We start from the raw sequence: 26425 nt of genomic DNA, 5'->3' as shown, positions 1-26425 counted from the left end.
AGTTACTGCCCTTCCAGGAAGCTCTTCAGCTTATCGGCCCGGCTCGGGTGACGCAGCTTGCGCAGCGCTTTAGCCTCTATTTGGCGGATGCGCTCACGCGTGACGTCGAATTGCTTGCCCACTTCTTCCAGGGTCTGGTCGGTGCTCATTTCGATGCCGAAACGCATACGCAGGACCTTGGCTTCACGCGGGGTGAGAGAGTCTAGCACTTCCTTGACCACATCGCGCATGGAACCGTGCAGCGCCGCGTCGGAAGGCGCCAGCGTGGACGTGTCCTCGATGAAATCGCCCAGGTGCGAATCGTCGTCGTCGCCGATCGGCGTTTCCATGGAGATCGGCTCTTTGGCGATCTTCAGGATCTTGCGGATCTTGTCCTCGGGCATGTCCATCTTCTGCGCCAGGGTCGCGGGATCCGGCTCGGCGCCGGTTTCCTGCAGGATCTGACGGCTGATCCGGTTCATCTTGTTGATCGTTTCGATCATGTGAACCGGGATACGGATGGTGCGCGCCTGGTCGGCGATGGAACGCGTGATGGCCTGCCGGATCCACCACGTGGCGTAGGTCGAGAACTTGTAGCCGCGACGGTATTCGAACTTGTCCACGGCCTTCATCAGGCCGATGTTGCCTTCCTGGATCAGATCCAGGAACTGCAGGCCGCGGTTCGTGTACTTCTTGGCGATCGAGATCACCAGGCGCAGGTTGGCCTCGGTCATTTCGCGCTTGGCCTTGCGAGCCTTGGCTTCGCCGGTGGCCATGCGCTTGTTGACGTCCTTCAGGTCCTTCAGCGGCAGCACGACGCGCGTTTGCAGGTCGATCAGCTTTTGCTGCAATTCCTGCACGGCCGGGATCTGGCGCTCCAGCGTCTCGGCGTACGGATGGCCCGCGGCGACTTCGTCGACGACCCATTGCAGGTTCGTTTCATTGCCCGGGAACACCTTGATGAAGTGCAGGCGCGGCATGCCGGCACGGTCCACACACGTGTGCAGAACGGCGCGCTCAAGCTGGCGCACTTCCTCTACCTGGTTGCGCAGCGTATCGGCCAGCTTTTCCACCATCTTGGCGGTGAAGCGGATGCCCATCAGTTCGTTCTGGATGGATTCCTGGGCGCGCACGTAGATGTCCGACTTGTAGCCGTCCTTCTCGTACGACAGGCGCATCTTGTCGAACTGCTTGCTGACCTCGTCGAACTTGGCCAGGGCCTTCACGCGCAGGTCTTCCAGCTGCTTGCTGGACATGCCGCCCGCGGGGCCGTCATCGCTTTCGTCTTCATCCGCGGTGACGCCGGCGCCGGCGTATTCTTCGCCGTCTTCCGGATCAACGAGGCCGTCGACGACTTCGTCGATCTGCGCCTGGCCTTCCCGCACGCGCAGGATGTGGGCCAGGATCTCGTTGATCGTGGTCGGGCAGGCCGAGATGGCCATGACCATGTGCTTCAGGCCGTCTTCGATGCGCTTGGCGATTTCGATTTCGCCTTCGCGGGTCAGCAGTTCGACCGAACCCATTTCGCGCATGTACATGCGCACGGGGTCGGTGGTGCGGCCGAAGTCGGAATCCACGGTGGTCAGCGCGGCTTCGGCTTCGTCTTCGACGTCGTCGTCGTTGGACGCGACCGGCGCGTTTTCGCTCATCAGCAGCGTTTCTGCGTCGGGCGCCTGGTCGTAGACCGCGATGCCCATGTCGCTGAACGTGCTGATGATGCCGTCGATGGCTTCGGCGTCGACCAGGTCATCAGGCAGATGGTCGTTGATTTCGCCGTACGTCAGGTAGCCGCGGTCCTTGCCCAGCTTGATCAGCTGCTTCAGGCGGTTGCGGCGGGCTTCGTATTCTTCCGGCGTCACGGGGCCGCGGGCAATCAGATCCTTGGGATCGGCCTTGCCGCGCTTGCCGCCGCGCTTGGGCGGCTTCAGGTCGGGCAGGACTTCGCCCTCGCCGTCCATCGTGTCGTCGAAGCCGTCGGAATCATTGTTCGCATTCTTGGCGGGGCGGCCCGGGCGGCGGCCGCTCGGCACGACGGGGCGCGCGCTGCCGACCAGGTCGGCGAGCTTGTCTTCAGCCTTCTTGGCGCGGGCCTTCGTCACCTTTTCGGGCTTGTCAGCCGCGGCAGCCGTCTTGGTAGCCTTTTTGGCAGCCGTCTTGGCAGCGGGCTTGGCGACCTTCACCGCCGTCTTGGCGGGCGCTTTTTCCGCCGCCATGCTGACGGCGCGCTTGGCCGTCAGGGCCTTGGTTTCGGCCGCTTCAATTGCAGAGGAGGATTTGCCGGTGGATTTGGTCATAGTCGCTTCCGTGGTCGTCGCAACCCGTTTGGGCATGTTGCACCGCATAAAGCCGCCCTGGACGGTGGCCCAACGCGGCGTGCATACGGGTAAAACTGGTGAATCGGCGGAGATCACGCGGCTGCGTTGTTCGCAGCGCCAGCTCTTGCGAGCCCGCTTGACGCCGATGCGGTGCAATACCGTCCTGGCGCCTGGCGTGCATGACCTCATTCGTCGGTGGATTCCGGACGTCGGGGGGGCTGCCTGCCTATAAAAGGCTTTGCTTGCTTATCGGGCCATTGCCCCAAGCAGCTTATGTGTACACAGCACCCAAACCACTAACGCCACGCGGAAATAACCGCCGCCGAACTGCGTAATTCACCGCTCAGCTATATTAATTAACTATGTAACAAATTTGACGCGCGCGTCCGCTTTTTTTCTTGGGATGCGTAAAAACCCGCACCCGGGGACAAAGCCCTCGCGTCAAACTCGTACAACAATTAGATTCCGGCAGCCGGAATAGATTCCGCCTGCCGCGCTACATTTTTCCCTCCGCGCTGCTGCATCAGAAATGCCCTCAAATTTCAGCCAATATTCAAACGAAATTCGACTTCAATCAAGCAACAATCGACTGCAACGAACCGCACATCACTTCGGGCTTCACTTTGGACTCGTCCGAACGTTTCCGGACTTTTTCCTGATTTCCTTCCCTCCCGCCCGCAGAAATTGACGCCTCTGCCAGCGGACAACCTTCGATTTTAGCGCATTTACCGTATCCCGGCACCTTTCAGCACCGCCATGCGGCTGGACAGCTCCAGGTAGCGTTTGCGCGCCTCGTCCGTCGTCAGGCCGGTGGCGGCCAGCTTGGCCATTTCGACCTTGGCCGAATCGAACTCGATGCGACGAAGCGCATCATCCCATTCAGTCTGCGGATCCGGCAGGTCCTCTTGGGACAAGATGTCAGCCCGCAACCCTTTCAGCACGGTCGCCAGGTCGGAATCCGGCTCGGCAGCCTCCAACAACGCGCCGACATGACGCGCGCCGCTCGATTGGGCCAGCATGATCAAATCCCTGACCAAACCTAGATGGGGGCCGTGGTCGATGACTTCAAGCTGCTGATCTCCCATGGAGTCCACCAGTTCGGGATGGGCCAGCAACAATCCCAGCAGGCGCTTGGCCAGCGACGGCATGGTGCGGCGCCCCTCGAAGCCGCCGACGTCGTTGTCGCGACGGCCCTTCCAGTTGCCCTTGCCGCCCTTCCAGTCGCCTTTCCCCTTCCAGTCGCTCTTGCCCTTCCATTCCTGCTTGCCGCCGCGCTGGCCACTTGCGCCGGACGGCTCGCCGCCCTGCGATGGGAAGTGGCCATAGTCGGCGTAATCCGGCTCGTCGGCGGGAATGTCATGGAAATCATGCCCGGCGAAGTCATAGCCCATGTCAGGGAGCCCCCCGTCATGGTCATGCGCCGCCCCGGCAAGCGCGGCCGCCTCGCCCGCCCCCGCGCCCGGTTTGGGCGCCGGGGCGAAAGGCTTGGCAGGCTGCTGCGCCAGCACTTGCGCCATTTCCTCGGGCGTCAACTGCACCAGCTTGGCCATTTCCCGCTCGATCTGTACGCGCAGCGCGCATTCGGGAATCGCAGCCAACAGCGGCTTGGCTTCGTGCAGGCAACTGGCCCGCCCTTCGGCCTCGGTCATGTTGTGCCGCGATGCCAGCTCGTCCAGCAGGAATCGCGACAAGGCGACGGCATCGCCCAGGCAGGCCCGGAACGCCTCGGCGCCCAGCTCTCGGACATACGAATCGGGGTCATGCTCGGACGGCAGGAACAGGAAGCGGATTGCGATATCGTCCCTGAGCACCGGCAGGCAAGCCTGCAGCGCGCGCCAGGCGGCTCGCCGTCCTGCTCCGTCCCCGTCAAAACTGAAGATCACTTTATCGCTTGCGCGCAAAAGCTTCTTCACGTGATCCGGCGTGGTGGCGGTGCCCAGCGTCGCGACGGCATTGGCAATGCCCTGCTGCGCCAGTCCGACCACGTCCATGTAGCCTTCGACGACGATGACCTGCCCTTCCTGGCGGATGGCCTGCCTCGCCTCCCAAAGTCCGTAGAGCTCCTGGCCCTTCGAGAACAAGGGGGTTTCGGGGGAGTTCAGGTACTTGGGCTCGCCCTTGCCGATAATGCGGCCGCCGAACCCGATCAAGCTGCCCCGCACATTGCGGATCGGGAACATGATGCGTTCGCGAAAACGGTCGTAGCGGCGTCCGTCCTCGGACTCGATGACCAGTCCGGACTCCACAAGAGTGGGGTCTTCGTAATTCGGAAACACCTGCGACAGGCCATGGCGGTCAGTGCCAGACCAACCCAGGCCAAAATGCGCCGCGATTTCGCCGGTCAGGCCGCGCTGCTTCAGATAACGGATCGCCGCGGGCGATGCGCGCAACTGCTTCAGATAATGCGCCTGGGCGGCATCCAGCACCTGCGTGTGGCGGGACTCCTCGGCCTTGCGGCGGGCGGATTCCTGTTGCTGGCGTGGACTGCGGTTTTCTTCGGGGACCGTCATTCCCGCCGAAGCCGCGAGCGTACGCACGGCTTCGGGGAAACTGGTGCCCGTATGCTCCATCAGGAATGTGATGGCGCTGCCATGTGCTCCACAGCCGAAGCAGTGATAGAACTGCTTGGTGGGGCTGACAGTGAACGACGGGCTTTTTTCGTTATGAAAGGGACACAGGCCAAGCAAATTGGCCCCACCCTTTCGCAACTGCACATATCGCCCGACTATGTCGACGACGTCGACTCGGGCGAGTAGATCCTGGATGAATGATTCTGGAATCAATAGATTCGGGAATCAAAAATCAATACAGGCGCGGGGGCAGTTGTTGGCTACGGATGCGCTTGTAGTGGCGCTTCACGGCGGCAGCATGCTTGCGCTTGCGCTCAGCCGTGGGCTTCTCATAGAACTCGCGCGAACGCAGCTCGGTGAGCAAACCGGTCTTTTCGATGGTGCGCTTGAAGCGGCGCAGAGCGGCTTCAAACGGTTCGTTTTCCTTCAGTCGAACGATAGGCATAAAGTAATTGGCCTGCTTGTAGGGTAACAAAAGTTGATGACAAACCTGGCTTGCTTACCAGCAACGCTCCAAAGCGCAGCCCAAGTGATTCTCTCAGGCTTAAAGCTAGCTGTTTCCGTTACCCAAAGACTACCCAAAGAGTAACAAGCCAAGTTCGGTTTAGCGATAACCAGCGATTCTAGCATGGTCATCACCATTTTGACTACTAGGAGGACGGTAGGCCGACAGGCTCCCGTCCTTCGGACATGCATGCTCAGCTCTGGGAGCCCTTGCGGATCCAGGCTTCCAGCTGATGCGGGCGCAGGCTGTCGTAGTCCTCGAAAGGCTGGTGAATCCATGGATTCGTGGGCAACTTGTCGACATAGTAGTCGGGCGTTGCCTGGGAATGCCCCTTCCACCACAGCACGGCGCTGCGCAGTTCGGTGATATCGGCGAACTGGCGCTTCAGGTGGTCGTAGACCTTATTGAACGTCTTGCCGGTATCCACCATGTCGTCCACCAGCAACACCCGCCCGGACAGCGTGCCGCGCGTGATGGTGATGAACTGGGCGATGTCCATATCGCCCTGCTTCGTGCCGGCCGCTTCGCGGTAGCTGCTCGTGGCCAGGATACCCAGCGGCACGTCGAAAATACGGGACATGACATCGCCGACACGCATGCCGCCGCGCGCCAGGCACAGAATCTTGTCGAACTTCCAGCCCGATTGATGCACCTGCAGGGTAAGGCGCTCGATCAAGCGGTTGTAATCGTCCCACGTCACCCACAGATGGCTGTCATCATTGGTCGGCGTGCTCATAGGCAAGCATCTCCTGCTTAAAGATACGAAAAGGCCGCCGCCGGTATGAGACCGGCGGCGGCCTTTGGAATGATAACCCGATGTCAGCCCTTCAGGGGATGACGCAGGACAATGGTTTCGTTGCGGTCCGGACCGGTCGACACGAGGTCCACCGGCACGCCGCAGACTTCGGCGACACGCTCCAGGTAACGACGGGCGGCGGCGGGCAGCTTGTCGTACTCGGTGATGCCGACGGTCGATTCCGACCAGCCCGGCAGCTCTTCCAGCACCGGCTGCGCCTGGGCCACGGCGTGCGCGCCGTAAGGCAGCACGTCGCGGAATTCACCGTTGACGCGGTAGCCGACGCCCAGCTGGATGGTTTCCAGGCCGTCCAGCACGTCCAGCTTGGTGATGCACAGGCCGGAAATGCCATTCAGGCGGACCGAGCGCTTCAGCGCGGCGCCATCGAACCAGCCGCAGCGACGCGGACGGCCGGTGACCGAGCCGAATTCCTTGCCGATCGTGGCCAGGCGCGTGCCGATCTCGTCGACCAGTTCCGTGGGGAACGGACCCGAACCAACACGGGTGGTGTAGGCCTTGGTGATGCCCAGGACGTAGTCCAGCTGCTGCGGACCCACGCCGGCGCCGGCCGAGGCTGCGCCCGCAACGCAGTTGCTGCTGGTCACGAAGGGGTAGGTGCCGTGGTCGACATCCAGCAACGCGCCTTGCGCGCCTTCAAACAGGATGCGCTTGCCTTCCTGCTGCATGGCGTACAGATTGCTCGACACGTCCTTGACCATCGGGGCGATGGCCGGAGCCAGCGCCATGGCCTGGTCGCGCACTTCATTGGCGGAAACCGCCTCGGCGCCTAGGTACTTGGTCAGCACGAAGTTGTGGTAATCCAGCACTTCGGCGAGCTTTTCGTCGAACAGCGCGGGATTGAACAGATCCTGCACGCGCAGCGCGCGGCGGGCCACCTTGTCTTCGTACGCCGGGCCGATGCCGCGACCGGTCGTGCCGATCTTGCCTTCGCCCTTGCGCGCCTCGCGCGCCTTGTCGATGGCGACGTGGTAGGGCAGGATCAGCGGGCAGATTTCAGAAATCTGCAGGCGCGAACGCACGTCCAGACCGGCGGCCTCAAGCTCTTCGATTTCCTTGAGCAGGGCTTCCGGGGACAGCACGACGCCATTGCCGATGAAGCAGGTGACACCGGGATGCATGATGCCCGACGGGATCAGGCGAAGAATCGTCTTCTTGCCGTTGATCCACAGCGTATGGCCGGCATTGTGACCGCCTTGGAAGCGGACCACGCCCTGGACGGATTCCGCCAGCCAGTCGACGATCTTGCCCTTGCCCTCGTCACCCCATTGGGTGCCGATTACGACTACGTTCTTGCTCATGTTACGAATCAATATCGAGTTTCTCGGGAAATCCGGAAATCTCCCCGCGGCCCTCTCGTTTCCGAGAGGGAGTTAGTCACAGCGTTCTGACCGTCCAGGCGCCATCCTGCAGCGCCAGCTCGCGATCGCAAACGAATTCGTCCTGATCCTGCTCGTGACCGGGCAATACCTGAACGACAATCTCCCCTGACCGGCGCAGACGGCGAACCGCCTCGGTCAAGGCGGGGGCCTGCCCCCAGGGCGCGCGAACCGCTCGCGCCCGTTCCGCTGGCGGCAAACCCGCCGCCAGTTTGCGTAAATCAAGACTGAAGCCGGTGGCCGGACGCGCCCGGCCAAACGCACGGCTGACATCGTCATAGCGGCCGCCGCTGACCAGCGCATCGCGCCAGCCTTCCGCATACAGCGCGAACTTCACGCCGGAATGGTAGCCATAGCCGGCGACATCGGCCAGGTCGACGCTGAACGAGACATTCGGCATGGCGTCAACCACGACCTGCAATGCATCAAGCGACGCGACGACGCCGGGCAGCGAAGGCAAATCCCGACGCGCTTCTTCCAGTACTTCCTGGCCGCCATACAAATTGGGCAACAACTGCAGCGCCTTCAAGGTATCGGGACGCATGCCGGGCGCACGCGCCGCCAGCTCGCCCAACCCGGGTACATCCTTGTCGCGCATCAGGCGGATCACGTCCTGCGACAAGGCCGCGGCCGCCGGATCCGACTCCAGGATGGCGCGCAGCACGCCCGGATGGCACAAGTCCAGGCGGGGATTGCGCACGCCGGCGATCGCGACGGTTTCCAGCACGAGCTGGATGATCTCCAGATCGGCTTCGAAGCCGGCATGACCGTAGATCTCGGCGCCGATTTGCAGCAGCTCGCGGCTGGACAGCAAGTCCGCCGGACGGGCATGCAGCACGTTGCCGCAGTAGCACAGGCGGGTAACGCCGGCACGATTCAACAAGTGCGCATCGATGCGCGTCACCTGAGGAGTCATGTCCGCGCGTACGCCCAGCGTGCGACCCGACAGTTGGTCGATCAACTTGCAGGTGCGCAGATCCAGATCGCTACCGGTGCCGGACAGCAATGAATCGATGTACTCGACCAGGGGCGGCGCGACCAGCTCGAAGCCGTAAGTACGGTACAAATCGAGAAGTTCGCGGCGCAATTCCTCGATGCGCCGGGCCTCTGCCGGAAGTACGTCGGCAAGGCTCTCGGGCAGCAACCAGTTACCCATGAATGTTTACCTGAATAACGCCAAGTGATGCGTGGGCGTCGCCCAAACGAAAAAGCGGCTGAGGGGGCGTAAGCCCGCTCAGCCGCTGCGGAATGTTTTCTAGCTTACGCGGTATTGTACATGGTTCAGCGGCCAGCGCCAGCCGCCAAAGCCCGTGCACGAGACTGTCCCCAATACGGCCGGGAAGGCCATTCCCACGCGCCCAGATGCGAAAAAGCCCCTTGGATTACCAAGGGGCTTGTCTTTCCTGCTACCGCTGCCGCATCACTTGGCCGGCACGGTAACCGGGGCCAGAGCGGCGCCGGCCGGATCCTTCATGAACTGGAAGAAGCTGGAGCTGGGGTCGACCACCAGCACGTCGCCCGGCTTCGAGAACGAAGCCCGGTAGGCTTCCAGGCTCTTGTAGTACGTGTAGAAATCCGGATTCTTGCCATAGGCCTGCGCGTAGATCGATGCCGCGGCGGCATCGCCCTCGCCCATGATGCCCTGGGCCTTGGCATACGCCTGGGCCACGATGACTTCACGCTGGCGGTCAGCCTCGGCGCGGATCTTTTCGCCTTCGGCGGCGCCGATGGAACGCAGCTCGTTGGCGACGCGCGTACGCTCCGCTTCCATGCGGCGGTACACCGATTCCGAGATTTCCGGCGCGAACTCGATCCGGCGCAGACGCACGTCGACGATCTGCACGCCCAGAGGCTCGGCGCGCTTCGCAACGTTGGTCAGGATTTCGGCCATGATCTTGTCGCGTTCGGTGGAAACCACGTCGCGCACCGTGCGCACGTTGACCGATGCGTTCAGCGCGTCGCGGATCTGGGCTTGCAGGCGCTCTTGAGCCGCGCGCTCGTTGCCGCCAAACGTCACGTAGAACAGGCGGGGGTCCGCGATGCGCCACTTGACGTAGGAATCGATCAGCAGGTTCTTCTTTTCAGAAGTCTGGATGCGTTCGGCTTCGTTGGTTTCGATGGTCAGAATGCGCTTGTCGAGCGTGACGACATTCTGGAACGGCGGCGGGGCCTTGAAATACAGGCCGGGTTCGCTGATGACCTTGCGCACTTCACCAAGCGAGAACACCAGCGCGTAGTCGCGTTCGCGGACGACGAACACGCTGGAAGAAAGGACGGCGAGCACAATGAGCAGGCCGACCAGGATAGGCATAAGACGTTGCATGATCAGGACTCCTCCGGGTTAGCGCGACGTACGGTCGCGGGGCAGCGTGTTGCTATTGCTGCTGCCGGAGGGCTGGGGCACCGGCACGGCGCTGCCGCGCAACGGCGGCTGGACGGGCGGGCTGACCAGAGCGGGAGAACCAGGATTGCCGACGCTGGACTTGCCGCCGTCCTGGGCAGCCAGATGCATGATCTTGTCCAAGGGCAGGTACAACATGTTGTTGTTGCTCTTGGTGTCGACCATGACCTTGCTGGCGCGCGTGAAGATGTCCTGCATGCTTTCCAGGTACATGCGCTGACGCATGACCAGGGGCGACTTCTCGTATTCGCCAAGAATGCTGGTGAAGCGCGAAGTATTACCCTGCGCATCGCCCACGACCTTGGCCTTGTAGCCTTCGGCCTGCTCCGTCATGCGCGACGCCTGGCCACTGGCCAGCGGCACGACCTGATTGGCATAAGCCTGGCCTTCGTTGATCTGGCGCTCGCGGTCCTGACCCGCCTTGACGGCGTCGTCGAACGCAGCCTGCACCTGCTCGGGCGGCTGCACGTTCTGGATGGCGACGGTGCTGACCTGCACGCCCGTCTGGTAGCGGTCCAGGATCTGCTGCATCAGCGCCTGGACTTGCGAGGCGACCGTGGTGCGGCCTTCGTACAGCACGAAGTCCATCGACTGCTTGCCCACGACTTCGCGCATGGCGGTTTCAGATGCCTGGCGGACGGATTCGTCAGGATCGCGCGTCATGAAGAGGTAGTCGGGTGCGCCGTCGGCGCGCAGGCGATACTGGACGACGAACTGCATGTCGACGATGTTCTCGTCCGTCGTAAGCATCAGCGACTCAGGCAGAACCTTGTTGCGCGAACCGCCGCGGAAACCGACTTCGAACGTGCGCAGCTGCGACACGTTGACGATCTCGTGGCTTTGGATGGGATACGGCAGGCGCCATTGGAAACCGGCTTGCGACGTGCTCTTGTATTTGCCGAACTGGGTCACGACCGCGACCTGGCCTTCCTGCACGATGTAGAAGCCGCTCGCCAGCCAGATGCCGGCCGCGACCAGGGCAATGACGCCCAGGCCGATGCGGGCGCCGCGCGGCGAAGGCGGCGTCATGCCGCCACGGTTTCCAGGGCGGTTATTGCCGCCCCCGCCCTTGCGACCGAAGAGGGATCCGATGCGATTATTGAAATCGCGCCAGACCTCGTCCAGGTCGGGAGGGCCGTCTCCATTGCCTTGAGGCCGCTTCGGCGGCGGCTCGGAGCCATTGTTGTTCCCACGACCCCAACCGGGGTCATTCAGATTGAAGAGTTTGATAATTCGCGGCATTGTTTCCCACAATCTGTCCGGCCTCCGCAATTGCCCCGCGCAACGCATCCAGACCGGCGCGCTCGGTGGCGCTTACAAATACTCGCGCAATCGTACCATGTGCATCGCGCTCCATCCGGGGTTCCAGGCCAGCCCGGTCTATCTTGTTGTATACCAGAATGGTTGGAATCGCGGCAGCGCCGATTTCGGCGAGGACCTTGTTGACTTCGAAAATCTGCTCATCCCTTTGCGGGCTGGCGGCATCCACGACGTGCAGCAGCAGGTCCGCGTGCACGGTTTCTTCCAACGTGGCCCGGAACGCGGCGATCAGACCGTGAGGCAGGTCGCGGATGAAGCCGACGGTGTCGGACACCACCACCGACCCCGCCCCTTCGATCCAGATGCGGCGCGTGGTCGTGTCCAGGGTCGCAAACAGCTGATCGGCGGCGTAGGCGTCGGCCCGGGTCAGCGCATTGAACAAGGTGGACTTGCCGGCGTTGGTGTAGCCCACCAGCGACACCGACAGCGCGCCGCCCCGGGCGCGCGCCCGGCGTTGCGTCACGCGCTGGCGCTCGACCCGGTCCAGGCGTTCGCGCAGCGTCTTGACCTTGGCGCCGATCATGCGGCGGTCCATTTCAAGCTGGGATTCGCCGGGCCCGCGCATCCCGATACCGCCGCGTTGACGCTCCAGGTGGCTCCACATGCGCGTCAGGCGCGTGGCCAGATGCTGCAGCTGCGCCAGCTCGACCTGCAGCTTGCCCTCATGGCTCTTTGCGCGCAGCGCAAAGATGTCCAGGATGAGCGCAACACGGTCGACCACGCGCAGGTTGAACGCGCGTTCCAGGTTGCGTTGCTGGGCGGGCGACAAGGGCTGGTCGAACAGGACGATATCGGCCAGCAGCGCCTGCGCCATCGCGACGCCTTCCTCGGCCTTGCCCGAACCGATGAAGAACTTGGCGTCGGGGCGGTCGCGCCGGGCGGTCAGAGTGCCGACGATTTCCGCGCCCGCGCCCTTGGCCAGCATGGCGAATTCCTCGGCATGGGCCGTGAAGTCTGGGTCGCCCAGATCCACGCTGATAATCAGAGCGCGCATACATGCACCATATTGGAGCCAAAGCGAAAATGCCCGCCGACGTAAACCGTCCGGCGGGCAATAAAAGGTAAAGCTGGAGCGAGATTACTCAGCAGGGACTTCCACCTGGAAATTCACGGCGCGCGCGGGAACGACGGTGGAAATGGCGTGCTTGTAGACCATTTGCGTGACCGTATTGCGCAGCAGCACCACGTACTGGTCAAAAGATTCGATTTGCCCTTGAAGCTTGATACCGTTCACCAAGTAAATCGACACGGGCACATGATCCTTGCGCAGCGTGTTCAGGAACGGATCTTGCAGAGTTTGCCCTTTATTGCTCATTGGCCAGGCTCCATTTGTTTGTTATTGAGTGGTGGCGTACTTTTTGTACTGGTGGTGTACGCCGAAACACGTACTCTACAGGGTTTTCCCGGCCCGTGCTACTTGACCGGGAAGCAAAAATGACACCAGAGTTTTCCGGCTGAAAAGCCCCTGAAGGTCACGCTTGCAGGACCTCCGCAAGCGCACTCAGAAGCAGTTCGCACTGCGCTTCGGTGCCCACGGTAATGCGCAAGAACTGATCAATGCGCGCATGGCGGAAATGGCGCACGATGATGCTGCGCTCGCGCAAGGCGGCGGCCAGGCCCGAGGCGTCTTTCGAGGGGTGCCGGACGAACACGAAATTCGCGGCCGAAGGCAGCACCTCGAACCCCAACGACTCCAGGCCCGCCGTCATCCGCGACCGGGTTTCGATCACGGCTCGGCGAGTCTTCTCAAAGTACTCTGTATCTTCCAAGGCCGCCACTGCGCCGGCCGATGCCAGGCGATCAATGGGGTAGGAGTTGAAACTGTTCTTTACGCGTTCGAGCCCGTCGATCAGCGCGGCGCTGCCGACGGCGAACCCGACGCGCAGGCCCGCCAGCGAGCGCGACTTCGACAGCGTCTGCACGACGAGCAGGTTGTCGTAGCGCGCGACCAGGGGGATGACCGATTCTCCGCCAAAATCCACATAGGCCTCATCCACCACGACGACCGTGTCGGGATTGCCGGCCACGATGCGCTCGACTTCCGCGGCGCCTAGCGCGCGGCCGGTGGGCGCGTTGGGATTCGGGAAGATGATGGCGCCCGCCTGGCCGTTGCGTCCGGGCAGGTAGTCCTCGACGTCGATGCGGAAGTCGGCCGTCAGCGGCATGGTCTCGTACTTGATGCCGTACAGGCCGCAATAGACCGGATAGAAGCTATAGGTGATGTCCGGAAAACGCAGCGGACGCTCATGCTTGAGCAGCGCCAGGAACGCGTGCGCCAGCACTTCGTCGGAACCGTTTCCCACGAACACCTGGCCTGGCTGCACGCCCACGGCCGAGGCGATCGCCTGGCGCAGGCGGTCGGACGAGGGTTCGGGATAGAGCTTGAGCGAATCGTCGCAGGCCCCGCGGATCGCATCGAGCACCTTGGGCGACGGGCCGTAGGGATGCTCGTTGGTGTTCAGCTTGACCAGGTTCTGAAGCTTGGGCTGCTCGCCCGGAACATACGGACTGAGCGTCCCGACAACGGGACTCCAGAAACGGCTCATGGATCAGCTTTCCTGCGCGTAGGGGTTGTGCGAAGACTTGAACTCGATGCGCAGCGGCGTGCCGGCCAGGTCGAACGCATTGCGGAAACGCGTTTCGAGGTAGCGCCGGTACGAGTCGGGGATGGCGTCGAGCGCGTTGCCATGGATGACGACCAGCGGCGGGTTCTGTCCGCCCTGGTGCGCATAGCGCATCTTGGGACGGAAGATGCCCTTGCGCGGAGGCTGCTGCTGCTCGATGGCGGCTTGCAGCTCGCGCGTCAGCTTGGGCGTGGACAGCTTGGCGAAGGCGGCGGCGTGCGCGGAATTGATCGACTTGAGCAAAGGCTTGATGCCCTGCCCGCGCAATGCGGAAATCGTGTGCATGCGCGCGAACGACAGGAAGCGCAGCTTGCGCTGGAACTCGCGCTCGATGCGTTCTTTTTCCTCGCCGTCCAGGCCATCCCATTTGTTGATGGCCACCACCACCGCGCGGCCCGTCTCCAGAACGAAGCCGGCGATGTGCGCGTCCTGTTCGGAAATTTCGGTTTGCGCATCCAGCATCAGCAGCACGACGTTGCTGGCTTCGATCGCCTGCAAGGTCTTGATGACGGAGAATTTCTCGACCGCCTCGAACACCTTGCCGCGCTTGCGCAGGCCGGCGGTGTCGATCAGCGTGTAACGACGGCCGTCGCGATCGAAATCGATCTCGATGGCGTCGCGCGTCGTGCCGGGCATGTCGAACGCGATCACGCGCTCTTCGCCCATGAGGGTGTTGATGAGCGTGGACTTGCCCACGTTGGGGCGGCCCACGATCGCCAGCTTGATGCGGTGATCGTGTTCGCCTTCCTCGCCCGGCTCCTCTTCGGAGGGCGGCTCGGCCAGGTCCTTGAGCGCGAGCTCGATCAGGTCGACGATGCCGTCGCCGTGCGCCGCCGAAATGGGATAGGGCTGACCCAGGCCCAGCTCATGGAACTCGGAGATGGCGGCGCCCAGGCCCATGCCTTCCGCCTTGTTCACGGCCAGCAGCACGCGCTGCTGGCCCGACTTGCGCAGCAGCTGGGCGATCTCGTGGTCATGGGCGTTGATGCCCGCGCGGGCATCCACCAGAAACACCACCACGTCGGCCTCGGCGATGGCCTGGCGGGTCTGGCGGGCCATCTCCAGCAGGATGCCGTCCTTGGCGACGGGCTCGAAACCACCGGTATCGATAGCGATGAAGGGAATCTCGCCTACCCTGCCCTCGCCATAGTGGCGATCGCGGGTCAGGCCGGAATAATCGGCCACCAGCGCGGCGCGCGATCGCGTCAGGCGGTTGAAAAGGGTCGACTTCCCCACATTGGGGCGACCGACCAGGGCAACGACAGGCTTGAAAGACACGGTGTAAGGCTTTGTTCTATAGGTTTTAGTTGGTGCCGATCATGACGAGATTGCCATTGCCCGTCTGGACCAGCACTCCTTGGGGAGTGGTTTGCAGCGGCGAAACGACGGCGCCTCCACCCACGGACAGCCGCGCCATCAGGCTGCCGTCACTGCGCGACAGGAAGTGCACGTAGCCTTCCAGGTCGCCCACGGCCAGCGCGCCACCCAGCATAGCCGGTGCGGTGAGCTGGCGGTTCTTCAGCGCCGCCTGCTTCCAGACATTGCCGCCATTATCCAGCGCAAACGCGTTCACCACGCTGTTCTGGTCCGCGGAATAGGCAAAGCGCTCGTCGAGGGACATTCCGCTGACGCTGGAGAAGTCCTTGGCCCAGATCGGGCGCCCGCCGGCCGTCACATCAAAGCAGACGATACGTCCCTGGTATGCGACCGCGCACAGGAGGTTGCCCGCGATGCGAGGCACGCCGACCACGTCGGTCAGGCGTTCCAGATCGCTGGCGCCGCGCGGCGTCGCCACGGTTCCTTCCCACTGCACGTTACCACTATTGGAGGCGATCGCCATCAGCTTGCCGCCGGGCAGGCCGGTAATGACCAGGCCTTCGGCCAGGACCATCTGCGACACGCTGCGCAGGGCCAGCGAAGGGCCGGGGCGCTGCACGTTCCAGACGCGTTCGCCGTTGTTCGCGTCGAAGGCCTGGATGCGGTAGTCGCCGCTGCGGACCACGACGATGCCATAGCCCACGGCGGGCGGGACGTTGACGTCGCTGGTGGCGCGGACCTTCCACTTCACCTTGCCGGTGTCGTCGAAGGCGATCACGTCGCCGTCGGGCGAAGCCACGGCGGTCGTCGTGCCATCGCTGCCCGCGCCGGCGGACAGCTTGCCGTCGGTCTTGGCCTTCCAGATGGCGCGACCGCTTTGCAGGTCGAACTTGCCGACCGAGCCGTCGGGCGTGGCCGCGTAGACGGCATCGCCCAGCACCGTGGGCGCAAAGCCCAAGCCGGAGCCGCTGCCGATCGACGTGGACCAGACTTGGCGCACGGACATGCCGGCCTTGTACTCGGTCAGGGGCGCGGGGTCGTAACGGCCGTCGTCATGGGAAAACATGCCGCATCCGCCCAGCGCAAGCAAGCTTGCCAGGAAAACGGCGCCGCGCCACGTACGGCCAGGTGCAAATTTACGCATTACAGTCACGCTCCGCTCAGGGCATCCAATTTCAGCTGCACAACCTGGGTCAGGGGGTTTGCCGTACCCAGGCCATCGATGGCGCTTTGCCATGCCGCACGCGCTTCCTCGCGCTTGCCTTGCGCGGCGAGGATATCGCCGCGGCGGTCCGCGAACAAGGCGGCAAAGGCGGCCGGCGGATTGTTCAGCTGCGCCAAGGCGGCATCGTATTGCTTCTGGTCCAGCAGCATGCCCGCCAGGCGCAGTCGCGCCACGGCCTGCATGGCGGGATTCTTGCCCTGCGCGGCCAGCCATTCCAGCTGTTCGCGGGCGCCGGCCTCATCCTTCTGGGCTTGCAGCGCCTGGGCGGCCACCAGCGCGCCGCGCGTGGCGTAGCCCGTGGCCGGATACTGCTCGCGCAGCGTCGCCGCGGCGGTCTTGATGCGCACCGCCGAATCGGCGCCGCCCAGACGAGCCGCGTCTTCCAGCGCTTCGAAGTAGCCCATGGCCTGGTTGGCGCGGTGCGACTCGTAGGCCTTCCAGCCCCACCAGCCGCCCCAAGCCAGGGCGACGACCGCCACCAGCGTGAACACCAGGGTGCCGTAACGGGCCCACCACGCCTTGATCGCGTCGAGTTTTTCCTGTTCTTCCAGATCGTATGCCATGCCTTAACCCTTGATATTCAATGCGTCGGCCAATTCCGCCAACGGAACCTGCTGCTGCGCGGCTTCGCCCTGCTCTGCCGCACGCAGGAATTTGACGCTGGCGGTCTGCGAGGCCACTTCATCGGCGCCAAGAATAACCGCAACCCGAGCGCCGCTGGCATCCGCGCGCTTGAACTGAGATTTGAATCCGGCCGAACCCGCATGCACGATGACCGACAGGCCCGCGTCGCGCAGGTCTTCGCCGACCCGGGCGGCAAGGCGCTGCGCGTCTTCGCCCTGGTGCACGACATAGACGTCGCATTCCGCCGGAGCCTCGACTTCAACGCTCTGCTCCCACAAGTCCAGCAGGCGCTCCATGCCGATGGCAAAGCCCACGGCGGGCGCGGGCTTGCCGCCCAGCAGCTCGACCAGTCCGTCGTAGCGGCCGCCGCCGCAGACGGTGCCCTGGGAACCGAGGCGGTCCGTTACCCACTCGAACACGGTCAGGTTGTAGTAGTCCAGCCCGCGCACCAGGCGCGGGTTCAGGCGGTATTCGATGCCGGCGTCGGCCAGGCGCTGACATACGCCGTCAAAGTGCGCGCGGGACTCGTCGCCCAGGAAATCGAACAGGCGCGGGGCGCTGTCGGCCATTTCCTGCATGGCGGGATTCTTGGTGTCCAGCACGCGCAAGGGGTTGCTGTACAGGCGGCGCTGACCGTCTTCGTCGAGAATGTCGCGATGCTTTTCCAGGTGCTCGATCAGGGCGGCGCGGTGCGCCGCGCGCTCGGCGGGCTGGCCCAGCGAGTTCAGCTCCAGGCGCACATCCTTCAGGCCCAGTAGCTTCCAGAGGCGGGCCAGCATGACGATCAGTTCCGCATCCACGTCGGGGCCGGCAAAGCCCAGGGCCTCGACGTCGATCTGGTGGAACTGGCGGTAGCGGCCGCGTTGCGGGCGCTCGTGGCGGAACACCGGACCGATCGAATAGACGCGTTGCGGACGGTCATAGAGCAGGTTGTGCTCGATGGAGGCGCGCACGATGCCGGCGGTCATTTCAGGCCGCATCGTCAGCGATTCGCCGTTGAGCGCATCGGTGAAGGTGTACATCTCCTTCTCGACGATGTCGGTCACTTCCCCGATGCCGCGCGCGAACAGGCGCGTATGCTCAAGCACGGGCGTACGCATATTGCGATAGCCGTAGCCGCGCAGCCAGCCGCGCACGATTTCCTCGAATTGCTCCCAGCGGGCGCTTGCCCCCGGCAACAGGTCATTCATGCCGCGTATGGCGGCGACTTTCTGGAAAGCTTGAGTCATCTTGATCATGCCGCGTCGCGCGCCGGCAAGCGCGCTAGCGGCTACACCCTTACTTTAATGAGAGGCGAGCGCGCCATAGCGGCGCGCAACGTAGTCTTCAACGATGGCCTGGAACTCTTCGGCAATATGGTCGCCCTTGAGCGTCACCGTACGCTCGCCGTCGACAAACACCGGAGCGGCCGGCACCTCGCCGGTGCCCGGCAGGCTGATGCCGATGTCGGCATGACGGCTTTCGCCCGGCCCATTGACCACACAGCCCATGACAGCGACGTTCATGCTTTCCACGCCGGGATACTGCGCCCGCCAGACCGGCATCTGCCGCCGCAGGTAGGACTGGATGCTATCGGCCAGTTCCTGGAAGAACGTGCTGCTGGTGCGGCCGCAGCCGGGGCAGGCGACGACCATGGGCGTGAATGCGCGCAGGCCCATCGTCTGCAGGATTTCCTGCGCGACGATGGCTTCGCGGCTGCGGTCGCCGCCGGGTTCCGGGGTGAGCGAGATGCGGATGGTGTCGCCGATGCCCTGCTGCAGCAGCACGGCCAGCGCGGCGGTGGACGCCACGATGCCCTTGCTGCCCATGCCGGCTTCGGTAAGCCCGAGGTGCAAGGGATAGTCGCAACGGGTGGACAGGTCGCGGTAGACGGCGATCAGGTCCTGCACATGGCTGACCTTGCACGACAGGATGATGGCGTCGCGCCGCAGGCCGAGCTCTTCGGCGCGCTGCGCGTTGGTGATGGCGGAAACGACGAGCGCGTCGCGCATCACGGCCTGGGCTTCCCAAGGCTGCGCGCGGCGGCTGTTTTCGTCCATTTTGCGCGCCATCAGTTCGTGGTCCAGGCTGCCCCAGTTCACGCCTATGCGCACCGGCTTGTCGTAGCGGCAGGCCACTTCGATCATCTGCGCGAAATTATCGTCGCGGCGCTTGCCGCCGCCCATGTTGCCCGGATTGATCCGGTACTTGGACAGCGCCTGGGCGCACTCGGGGAACTGCGTCAGCAGCTTGTGGCCGTTGTAGTGGAAGTCGCCCACCAGCGGCACGTTGACGCCCATGCGGTCGAGCTGTTCGCGGATGGCGACGACCTCGCGGGCCGCCTCGGGCGTGTTCACCGTGATCCGCACAAGCTCGGAGCCGGCCTGCGCCAGCTCCTTGACCTGAATCGCCGTGGCGATGGCGTCGGCGGTGTCGGTGTTGGTCATGGACTGGACCACGACCGGGGCGTCTCCGCCCACCGTCACGACACGGTCGCCCCACTTCACCGCCACCGAACGCGTGGCGCGGCGTGCTGCGGCCCCCACGGAGGGAGGCGGCGCATCCTGGCAAGGCAGAGAAGAATCTTCCATCGGGTGGAACCGGGTTACTTGGTCGGCTTCGGCAGCCAGTCAGACGGCAGCCATTGCTGCGGCAACCAGCCTTGCCAGAAGGCATACGCCACGCCGGCGGCCAGCACCAGCACGATGGCGATGAGCCATCCCCAAGACGTCGAGGACGAACGCTCGTCGTCCGCACTGGACTGCGGGATGGAATGCGCCGAATGCAGGGCGCCCGGGCTGAGCTTCACCGGACCGGTGACGCGAGCCTTGGGGTCCAGCGAATCGACGATGGATTGCGAGTCCGCGCCCAGCAGGCGCGCATAGTTGCGAACCAGCCCGCGCAGCGAAACGCCCGTGGGCAGATCGGCCCATCGTTCGTCTTCAAGGGCTTCGATCTGCTTCGTGGAAAACTTGATGCGGCTGGACACCTCGTCGAGCGACCAGCCCTTGGACTGGCGCAACGCGCGCAATGCCGAGCCCACGCTGGCCGCAGCGCCGGCGGACGTGTCAGAAACTGCAGAAGCGAAATCCTGCGTCATGCATGCACCTGTTTAATTGGTATGGTCTGGCGCTGTGCGGCATTGCGCTCGGTGATCCGAGTACGGTCCCGCACCTCTCCGGCCAGTTGACCACAAGCCGCATCGATATCGTCACCCCGGGTCTTGCGGACGGTCGTGATGATGCCGGCGTCCATCAGACGCTGGGCAAACACTTTCACGCGCGCCGAATTCGAGCGCTTCAGGCCGGACTCGGGGAAGGGATTGAACGGGATCAGATTGAGCTTGCAGCGCAACTGGCGTGCAATTTGGATCAGTTCCTTGGCGTGCTGGTCGGTATCGTTGATGCCGTCCAGCATGCAGTATTCAAACGTGATGAAGTCGCGCGGGGCGAACGCCAGATAGCGTTCGCAAGCAGCCAGCAACTCCTTCAGCGGGTACTTCTTGTTCAGCGGCACCAGCTCGTCGCGCAGCGCGTCGTTCGGCGCGTGCAGCGAAACGGCCAGCGCCACGGGACAGTCCTGCGACAGGCGGTCCATCATGGGAACCACGCCGGACGTGGACACCGTGACGCGGCGGCGCGACAGGCCATAGGCGTTGTCGTCCAGCATCAGGCGCAAGGCCGGCAGGACCTGGTCGTAGTTGAGCAGGGGTTCGCCCATGCCCATCATGACGACGTTGCTGATGACGCGCGTGTCTTCGGTGGCGCGGGCGCTTTCCAGGCGGGCGGTGCCGATATCGGCCTCCAGCACGCGCTTGGCCCACCACAGCTGGCCGATGATTTCGCTGGTCTTCAGGTTGCGGTTGAAGCCCTGGTGCCCGGTCGAGCAGAAGCGGCAGTTCACCACGCATCCGGCCTGGCTGGAAATGCACAGCGTGCCGCGGTCGTCTTCGGGAATGAAGACGGTCTCGATGGCATTGCCCTGCCCCACGTCGAACAGCCACTTGCGCGTGCCGTCGGTCGAGCGCTGCTCGATGTTGACGGGCAATGCCTCGATGCGGCAGTGCGTCGCAAGCTGGCCGCGGAATTCGCGGGCCAGGTCGGTCATGGCGTCGAACGAATCAGCGCCGCGCTGGTGCATCCAGCGCTGCAGCTGACGGGCGCGAAAAGGCTTGCCGCCCCACTGTCCGACAAGTTCGGACAGAGCGGAGCCATCCAGCCCCAGCAGATTGATTCGTTCGACGGATTCCATGACCTGGGTAAAACTAAAAAGCTTTGAACAATTGTTCCGCGAAAATCAACGGCTGTGGATGTTGATTTCGGGGAAGAAGAAAGCGACTTCGACAGCAGCCGTTTCCGGAGCGTCGGAGCCGTGGACGGCGTTGGCGTCGATGCTGTCGGCGAAGTCGGCGCGAATGGTGCCGGGAGCGGCCTTCTTCGGGTCCGTGGCGCCCATCAGGTCGCGGTTCTTCAGGATGGCGTCTTCACCTTCCAGCACTTGCACGAAGACCGGGCCCGAGATCATGAAATCGACCAGGTCCTTGAAGAAGGGGCGTTCCTTGTGCACGGCGTAGAAGCGCTCGGCGTCGGCGCGCGACAGCTGGGCCAGGCGGGCGGCGATGACCTTCAGGCCGGCTTGCTCGAAACGGCCGACGATCTGGCCGATCACGTTCTTGGCGACGGCGTCGGGCTTGATGATCGAGAGGGTGCGTTGAATGGACATAAGGACTCCAAAAACTGATTTCTGACTGGTTTCTAGTTAATTGCCTGGCGTGGCTCTGCGCTTGTCGGTGTCACCCTTGAAGCGTCATCGCGCTGTTGGCGCACAGGCGGTCCGAAACGGATGAATGTTTCGGGCCGTCCTGAACCACATGGCCAAGGCAGGGATTCGACACTGCCCACCTGTCGGACGCGCCCCCGATTTTCCGCGGGATTCCGAATGCGCGCTTTTGCATGCGCATTTCAGGAGGAATCCTCAATGAATTCAGGGACTTCTAAAAGGTTTACAGTAACCCGGTATTCTAACACGCTGAGAAGACCGCATTACATCTTAAAATGAGCGGTTTGCTGCCCGTATCCCTATCCCGGGCGCCCTGTCTGCCGGAACCCTGTAATGACTCAAGCTGCTCCCCCGAACGCCGCGAACCCCGCGAGCGACATCCCGGAACTCTCCAAGAGCTTCGAACCCTCCGAACTGGAGTCCCGCTGGTATGCCGAGTGGGACAAGCGCGGGTATTTCACGGCCGGCCAGCACGTAAAAACGGGGACGGAAAGCCAGCCCTATGTCATCCAGTTCCCGCCGCCCAACGTGACCGGCACGCTGCACATGGGCCACGCGTTCAACCAGACCATCATGGACGGCCTGATCCGCTACCACCGGATGTCGGGCGACGACACCGTGTTCATTCCCGGCACCGACCACGCCGGCATCGCCACGCAGATCGTCGTTGAAAGACAGCTGGACGCCCAGAAGGTTTCCCGCCACGACCTGGGCCGCGAGAAATTCGTGGAAAAGGTGTGGGAATGGAAGGAAAAGTCCGGCAGCGCCATCACCGGGCAGGTGCGCCGCCTGGGCGCTTCGGCCGACTGGCCGCGCGAGTACTTCACCATGGACGACCGCATGTCGCGCGGCGTGGTGGAGACCTTCGTGCGCCTGCACAAACAGGAACTGATCTACCGCGGCAAGCGCCTGGTCAACTGGGATCCCAAGCTGCTCACGGCCGTGTCCGACCTGGAAGTCCAGTCCGAAGAGACCGATGGCCACATGTGGCACATCCTCTACCCCTTCGTCGACGGACCGCAGACCATCGTCGACAAGGATGGCCAGACGGTCACCCTGCGCGGCCTGACCATCGCCACGACCCGCCCGGAAACCATGCTGGCCGACGGCGCGCTGTGCGTGCACCCCGACGATCCCCGCTACAAGCACCTGGTCGGCAAGGAGGTGGAGCTGCCGCTGTGCGACCGCAACATCCCCATCATCGCGGACGATTTCGTCGATCCTGAATTCGGCACGGGCTGCGTGAAGATCACGGGCGCCCACGACTTCAACGACTACGCCTGCGCGATGCGCCACGATCTGCCCCTGATCGTGATCTTCACGCTGGATGCGCACATCAACGAGAACGGCCCCAAGCAATTCCAGGGCATGGAACGCTACGAGGCCCGCAAGGCGGTCGTCGCCCAGCTGGAAGCCGAAGGCTATCTGGTCAAGGTCGAGCCGCACAAGATGATGCAGCCCAAGGGCGACCGCACCGGCGTCGTCCTCGAGCCCATGCTGACCGACCAGTGGTTCGTGGCCATGAGCAAGCCCGCCCCGGAAGGCACGCTGAACCCGGGCAAGAGCATCACCGAGGTGGCGCTGGAAGTCGTGGCCGACGGCCGCATCCAGTTCTACCCCGACAACTGGACCACCATCTACAACCAGTGGCTGAACAACATCCAGGACTGGTGCATCTCGCGCCAGCTCTGGTGGGGCCACCAGATCCCGGCCTGGTACTCGGAAGACGGCCAGGTCTTCGTGGCGCACGACGAAGCAGGCGCGATCGAGCAGGCGCGCGCCGCCGGCGTGACGGGCGAGCTCAAGCGCGATCCGGACGTGCTGGATACCTGGTTCTCGTCGGGCCTGGTGCCCTTTACGACGCTGGGCTGGCCGGAAAACACGCCGGACCTGCAGCGCTACCTGCCCTCCAGCGTGCTGGTCACGGGCTTTGACATCATTTTCTTCTGGGTGGCGCGCATGGTCATGCTGACCACGCACCTGACCGGCCAGATCCCGTTCAAGCACGTCTACGTGCACGGTCTCATCCGCGACGCGGACGGCCAGAAGATGAGCAAATCCAAGGGCAACACCCTGGACCCGGTCGACCTGATCGACGGCATCGACCTGGACGGCCTGGTCGTCAAGCGCACCTATGGCCTGATGAACCCGAAGCAAGCCGGCGCCATCGAAAAGGCGACCCGCCGCCAGTATCCGGACGGCATCCCCGCGTTCGGCACCGACGCGCTGCGCTTCACGATGGCCGCCTACGCGACCCTGGGCCGCAACATCAACTTCGACCTGAAGCGTTGCGAGGGCTATCGCAATTTCTGCAACAAGCTATGGAACGCCACGCGCTTCGTGCTGATGAACACCGAAGGCCACGACCTGACCGGCCCGGATGCCGGCGAGCTGTCCTTCGTGGACCGCTGGATCGTCAGCCAGATGCAGGCGCTGGAAGCCGACGTCGCGCGCGGCTTTGCCGACTACCGCTTCGACAACATCGCCAATGCCCTCTACCGCTATGTGTGGGACGAATACTGCGACTGGTACCTGGAACTGGCCAAGGTGCAGATCCAGACCGGCACGCCGGCCCAGCAACTCGGCACCCGCCGCACGCTGATCCGCGTCCTGGAATGCGTGCTGCGCCTGGCGCATCCGATCATTCCGTTCATCACGGAAGAACTCTGGCAGAAGGTCTCGGTGGTGGCCGGCAAGCGCAAGGAAGGGGTTGCGGACAGCGTCAGCGTCCAGCCCTTCCCGCAAGCCAACCCGGCGGCCGTGGATACCGCGGCCGAAGCCGACGTGGCCGAACTGAAGGCGCAGATCGAAGCCGTGCGCGCGCTGCGCGGGGAAATGAGCCTGTCGCCCGCCCAGAAGGTGCCGCTGTGCGCCCAGGGCGACGCGCCTACGCTGACCCGCAATGCCCCCTACCTGGCCGCGCTGGCCAAGCTGAGCCAGGTCGAGGTGCTGGACGCCCTGCCCGACGCCGGCGCGCCGGTCCAGGTCGTGGGCGCCAGCCGCCTGATGCTGCACGTCGAGATCGACGTGGCCGCGGAACGCGTGCGCCTGGACAAGGAAATCGCGCGGCTGGCGGGTGAAATCGCCAAGGCCAACGGCAAGCTGGCGAACGCCAGCTTCGTCGAACGCGCTCCGGCGGCCGTGGTCGAGCAAGAGAAGGCGCGCATGGCGCAGTTCGGCGAAACCCTGCAAAAGGTGCGGGAACAGCGCGCCAAGCTGGGCGACTGAACCGCGGCGTCAATCCGCTGAAAGAAAAAACCCCGGACATGGTTCGGGGTTTTTTCTTGGACGCAGCCGCGCCGCTCAGACGCCGCCGTCGGTCATCCGATACCAGGTCACAACGGCATTGACGTAGAGCCGCCGCAGGCCATACAGCGGGAACGGCACCACGGGCGACAAGGGCACGGGCAGCGCATTGGCATCGCCCGTCGCCACATATTGCGCCATGGCGCGCCCCATGCTGGTCTGCAGGCCGACGCCGCGCCCCTGGCAGCCGATGTCCACCAGCAGCCCCGGCTCCGGCTCGTGCAGATGAGGCAGATAATCGCGCGTGATGGCGACGCGGCCGCACCAGCGGAATTCGAAAGGCGTCCCGGCGACCTGCGGGAACATCTTCACCATCACGCGCTCCAGATGCGCCCAGTCCTCTGGCCCCTTGGGCTCGCGAAACGGACCGCGGCCGCCCATCAGCAGCCGGCCCTGGTGGTCCAGGCGGAAATACAGCAGCAGATTGCGGGTGTCGGACGAGACGTGACCTTCCGGGAATATTCCTGCCCGGATGCTCTCCGGCAGGGGCGTGGTCGCGACCTGGAACGTATTGGCGTCAATGATCGACGGCTTCAGCCCCGGCCACAGGTCGCCGCCGTAGGCGTTCGTGCACATCACGACGCGGTCGGCCGTGACCGTGGGGCCGCCGGCAGTGGAAGCCGTCCATTTGCCGCCCTCGCGCTTCAGCCCGGTAACGGGCGTGTCCGTATGCAGAACGGCGCCCGCATTCAATGCGGCGCGCGCCAGGCCGCGCGCGTAGCTCAGGGGCTGCACGGCGCCCGCCCGCTTGTCGATCCAGCCTCCCAGGTACTTGTCCGCGCCGATCAGGCGGGCCACCTGCGCGCGGTCCAGCGGTTGGGCATCCACGCCATGGCGCGTCCACTGCGCGGCGCGGTCGTACGCCACGCGCAAGGCCTCGGCGTTATGCGCGCCCTGGATCCAGCCATTGCGCACATGCGGCACGTCCATGGCGTGGCGCTCGATCAGGTCGAACACGGAATCCGCGGTGGCGCCGGCGAACCGCAGCAGCCTCTCGCCGCGCTCGGGGCCGAACATGGAGAGCAAGGCATCGGGGTCATACTTCAGGCCCGGAATGACCTGGCCGCCGTTGCGGCCCGACCCGCCAAAGCCGATCTCCCGCGCCTCCAGCAGCACGGCCTTGACGCCGCGCTCCGCGAGATGCAGCGCGGTGCTCAGCCCGGCGTAGCCGCCGCCGATCACCAGGACGTCCGCCTGCGTGGATGCGGCCAGCGGCTCGGTGGGCGGAGGCGCCGCCGCGGTCGCTGCCCACAATGAAGGGGAAAGAGGAAACGGCGCTTGCTGCATG

Annotated in this window: 21 protein-coding genes; 1 reads left to right on the top strand and 20 read right to left on the bottom strand. The window is 64.0% G+C overall.

Annotated elements, in window-relative coordinates:
• Positions 1–2: 2 nt before the first annotated feature.
• From rpoD to ndk, 19 genes are all read right to left on the bottom strand, one after another.
• The gene (rpoD, locus tag ACFWP0_RS20430) at positions 3–2273 is read right to left on the bottom strand and encodes an RNA polymerase sigma factor RpoD (RefSeq protein WP_377845080.1); all 2271 of its coding nucleotides are present in this window, start codon (positions 2271–2273) and stop codon (positions 3–5) included.
• A gap of 746 nt (positions 2274–3019) precedes the next feature.
• Positions 3020–5077 carry a DNA primase gene (dnaG, locus tag ACFWP0_RS20425; RefSeq protein ID WP_377845078.1) on the bottom strand — a complete coding sequence of 686 codons (2058 nt, stop codon included), beginning with the start codon at positions 5075–5077 and terminating at the stop codon, positions 3020–3022.
• Positions 5078–5096: 19 nt separating this feature from the next.
• On the bottom strand, positions 5097–5309 hold the full coding sequence (gene rpsU, locus ACFWP0_RS20420; RefSeq protein WP_006218592.1) for a 30S ribosomal protein S21: 213 nt from the start codon (positions 5307–5309) through the stop codon (positions 5097–5099).
• A gap of 253 nt (positions 5310–5562) precedes the next feature.
• The gene (locus ACFWP0_RS20415; RefSeq protein WP_057283744.1) at positions 5563–6105 is read right to left on the bottom strand and encodes a phosphoribosyltransferase; all 543 of its coding nucleotides are present in this window, start codon (positions 6103–6105) and stop codon (positions 5563–5565) included.
• Between the two features lie 83 nt (positions 6106–6188).
• On the bottom strand, positions 6189–7484 hold the full coding sequence (locus tag ACFWP0_RS20410; RefSeq protein ID WP_377845076.1) for an adenylosuccinate synthase: 1296 nt from the start codon (positions 7482–7484) through the stop codon (positions 6189–6191).
• 76 nt (positions 7485–7560) lie between these two features.
• Positions 7561–8718 (bottom strand): ATP phosphoribosyltransferase regulatory subunit, encoded by a 1158-nt coding sequence (locus ACFWP0_RS20405; protein ID WP_377845074.1) that lies wholly within the window; start codon positions 8716–8718, stop codon positions 7561–7563.
• Positions 8719–8982: 264 nt separating this feature from the next.
• Positions 8983–9885, bottom strand: a complete 903-nt coding sequence (gene hflC / locus ACFWP0_RS20400) for a protease modulator HflC (protein WP_171664074.1) — start codon at positions 9883–9885, stop codon at positions 8983–8985.
• 18 nt (positions 9886–9903) lie between these two features.
• Positions 9904–11205 (bottom strand): FtsH protease activity modulator HflK, encoded by a 1302-nt coding sequence (gene hflK / locus ACFWP0_RS20395; RefSeq protein WP_377845072.1) that lies wholly within the window; start codon positions 11203–11205, stop codon positions 9904–9906.
• The gene (gene hflX / locus ACFWP0_RS20390; RefSeq protein WP_377845070.1) at positions 11171–12277 is read right to left on the bottom strand and encodes a GTPase HflX; all 1107 of its coding nucleotides are present in this window, start codon (positions 12275–12277) and stop codon (positions 11171–11173) included. Before hflX ends, hflK begins: the two co-directional genes overlap by 35 nt.
• Before the next feature lie 84 nt (positions 12278–12361).
• Positions 12362–12598: an RNA chaperone Hfq gene (hfq, locus tag ACFWP0_RS20385; protein WP_006218585.1), complete on the bottom strand. Its 237-nt coding sequence runs from the start codon at positions 12596–12598 to the stop codon at positions 12362–12364.
• A 157-nt stretch (positions 12599–12755) separates the two neighbouring features.
• The gene (hisC, locus tag ACFWP0_RS20380) at positions 12756–13829 is read right to left on the bottom strand and encodes a histidinol-phosphate transaminase (protein WP_377845069.1); all 1074 of its coding nucleotides are present in this window, start codon (positions 13827–13829) and stop codon (positions 12756–12758) included.
• Positions 13830–13832: 3 nt separating this feature from the next.
• On the bottom strand, positions 13833–15185 hold the full coding sequence (gene der, locus ACFWP0_RS20375) for a ribosome biogenesis GTPase Der (protein WP_377845067.1): 1353 nt from the start codon (positions 15183–15185) through the stop codon (positions 13833–13835).
• Between the two features lie 25 nt (positions 15186–15210).
• On the bottom strand, positions 15211–16368 hold the full coding sequence (gene bamB / locus ACFWP0_RS20370) for an outer membrane protein assembly factor BamB (protein ID WP_377845066.1): 1158 nt from the start codon (positions 16366–16368) through the stop codon (positions 15211–15213).
• A 5-nt stretch (positions 16369–16373) separates the two neighbouring features.
• Positions 16374–17012, bottom strand: coding sequence for a YfgM family protein (locus ACFWP0_RS20365; RefSeq protein WP_377845064.1), 639 nt, complete (start codon positions 17010–17012; stop codon positions 16374–16376).
• Between the two features lie 3 nt (positions 17013–17015).
• Positions 17016–18302, bottom strand: coding sequence for a histidine--tRNA ligase (hisS, locus tag ACFWP0_RS20360; RefSeq protein WP_377845062.1), 1287 nt, complete (start codon positions 18300–18302; stop codon positions 17016–17018).
• Positions 18303–18356: 54 nt separating this feature from the next.
• Positions 18357–19643 (bottom strand): flavodoxin-dependent (E)-4-hydroxy-3-methylbut-2-enyl-diphosphate synthase, encoded by a 1287-nt coding sequence (ispG, locus tag ACFWP0_RS20355; protein WP_377845060.1) that lies wholly within the window; start codon positions 19641–19643, stop codon positions 18357–18359.
• Between the two features lie 14 nt (positions 19644–19657).
• The gene (locus tag ACFWP0_RS20350) at positions 19658–20152 is read right to left on the bottom strand and encodes a helix-turn-helix domain-containing protein (RefSeq protein WP_377845058.1); all 495 of its coding nucleotides are present in this window, start codon (positions 20150–20152) and stop codon (positions 19658–19660) included.
• Positions 20149–21303 carry a 23S rRNA (adenine(2503)-C(2))-methyltransferase RlmN gene (gene rlmN, locus ACFWP0_RS20345; protein WP_377845057.1) on the bottom strand — a complete coding sequence of 385 codons (1155 nt, stop codon included), beginning with the start codon at positions 21301–21303 and terminating at the stop codon, positions 20149–20151. Before rlmN ends, ACFWP0_RS20350 begins: the two co-directional genes overlap by 4 nt.
• A 45-nt stretch (positions 21304–21348) precedes the next feature.
• Positions 21349–21774 (bottom strand): nucleoside-diphosphate kinase, encoded by a 426-nt coding sequence (gene ndk, locus ACFWP0_RS20340; RefSeq protein WP_006393972.1) that lies wholly within the window; start codon positions 21772–21774, stop codon positions 21349–21351.
• A gap of 390 nt (positions 21775–22164) precedes the next feature.
• Here ndk and ACFWP0_RS20335 point away from each other — a divergent pair, with 390 nt between their 5' ends.
• The gene (locus ACFWP0_RS20335) at positions 22165–25059 is read left to right on the top strand and encodes a valine--tRNA ligase (RefSeq protein WP_377845055.1); all 2895 of its coding nucleotides are present in this window, start codon (positions 22165–22167) and stop codon (positions 25057–25059) included.
• Between the two features lie 75 nt (positions 25060–25134).
• On the opposite strand, the gene ACFWP0_RS20330 is transcribed toward ACFWP0_RS20335, so the two are convergent.
• Positions 25135–26424, bottom strand: a complete 1290-nt coding sequence (locus ACFWP0_RS20330) for an NAD(P)/FAD-dependent oxidoreductase (protein ID WP_377845053.1) — start codon at positions 26422–26424, stop codon at positions 25135–25137.
• Position 26425: the final 1 nt, after the last annotated feature.

This window comes from Achromobacter sp. NPDC058515, from assembly GCF_042721735.1.
In the GTDB taxonomy this organism is placed as follows: Bacteria; Pseudomonadota; Gammaproteobacteria; order Burkholderiales; family Burkholderiaceae_B; genus Achromobacter.
The sequence above is the reverse complement of the archived record's forward strand: the minus strand, read 5'-3'. Positions and strand labels throughout refer to the sequence as shown.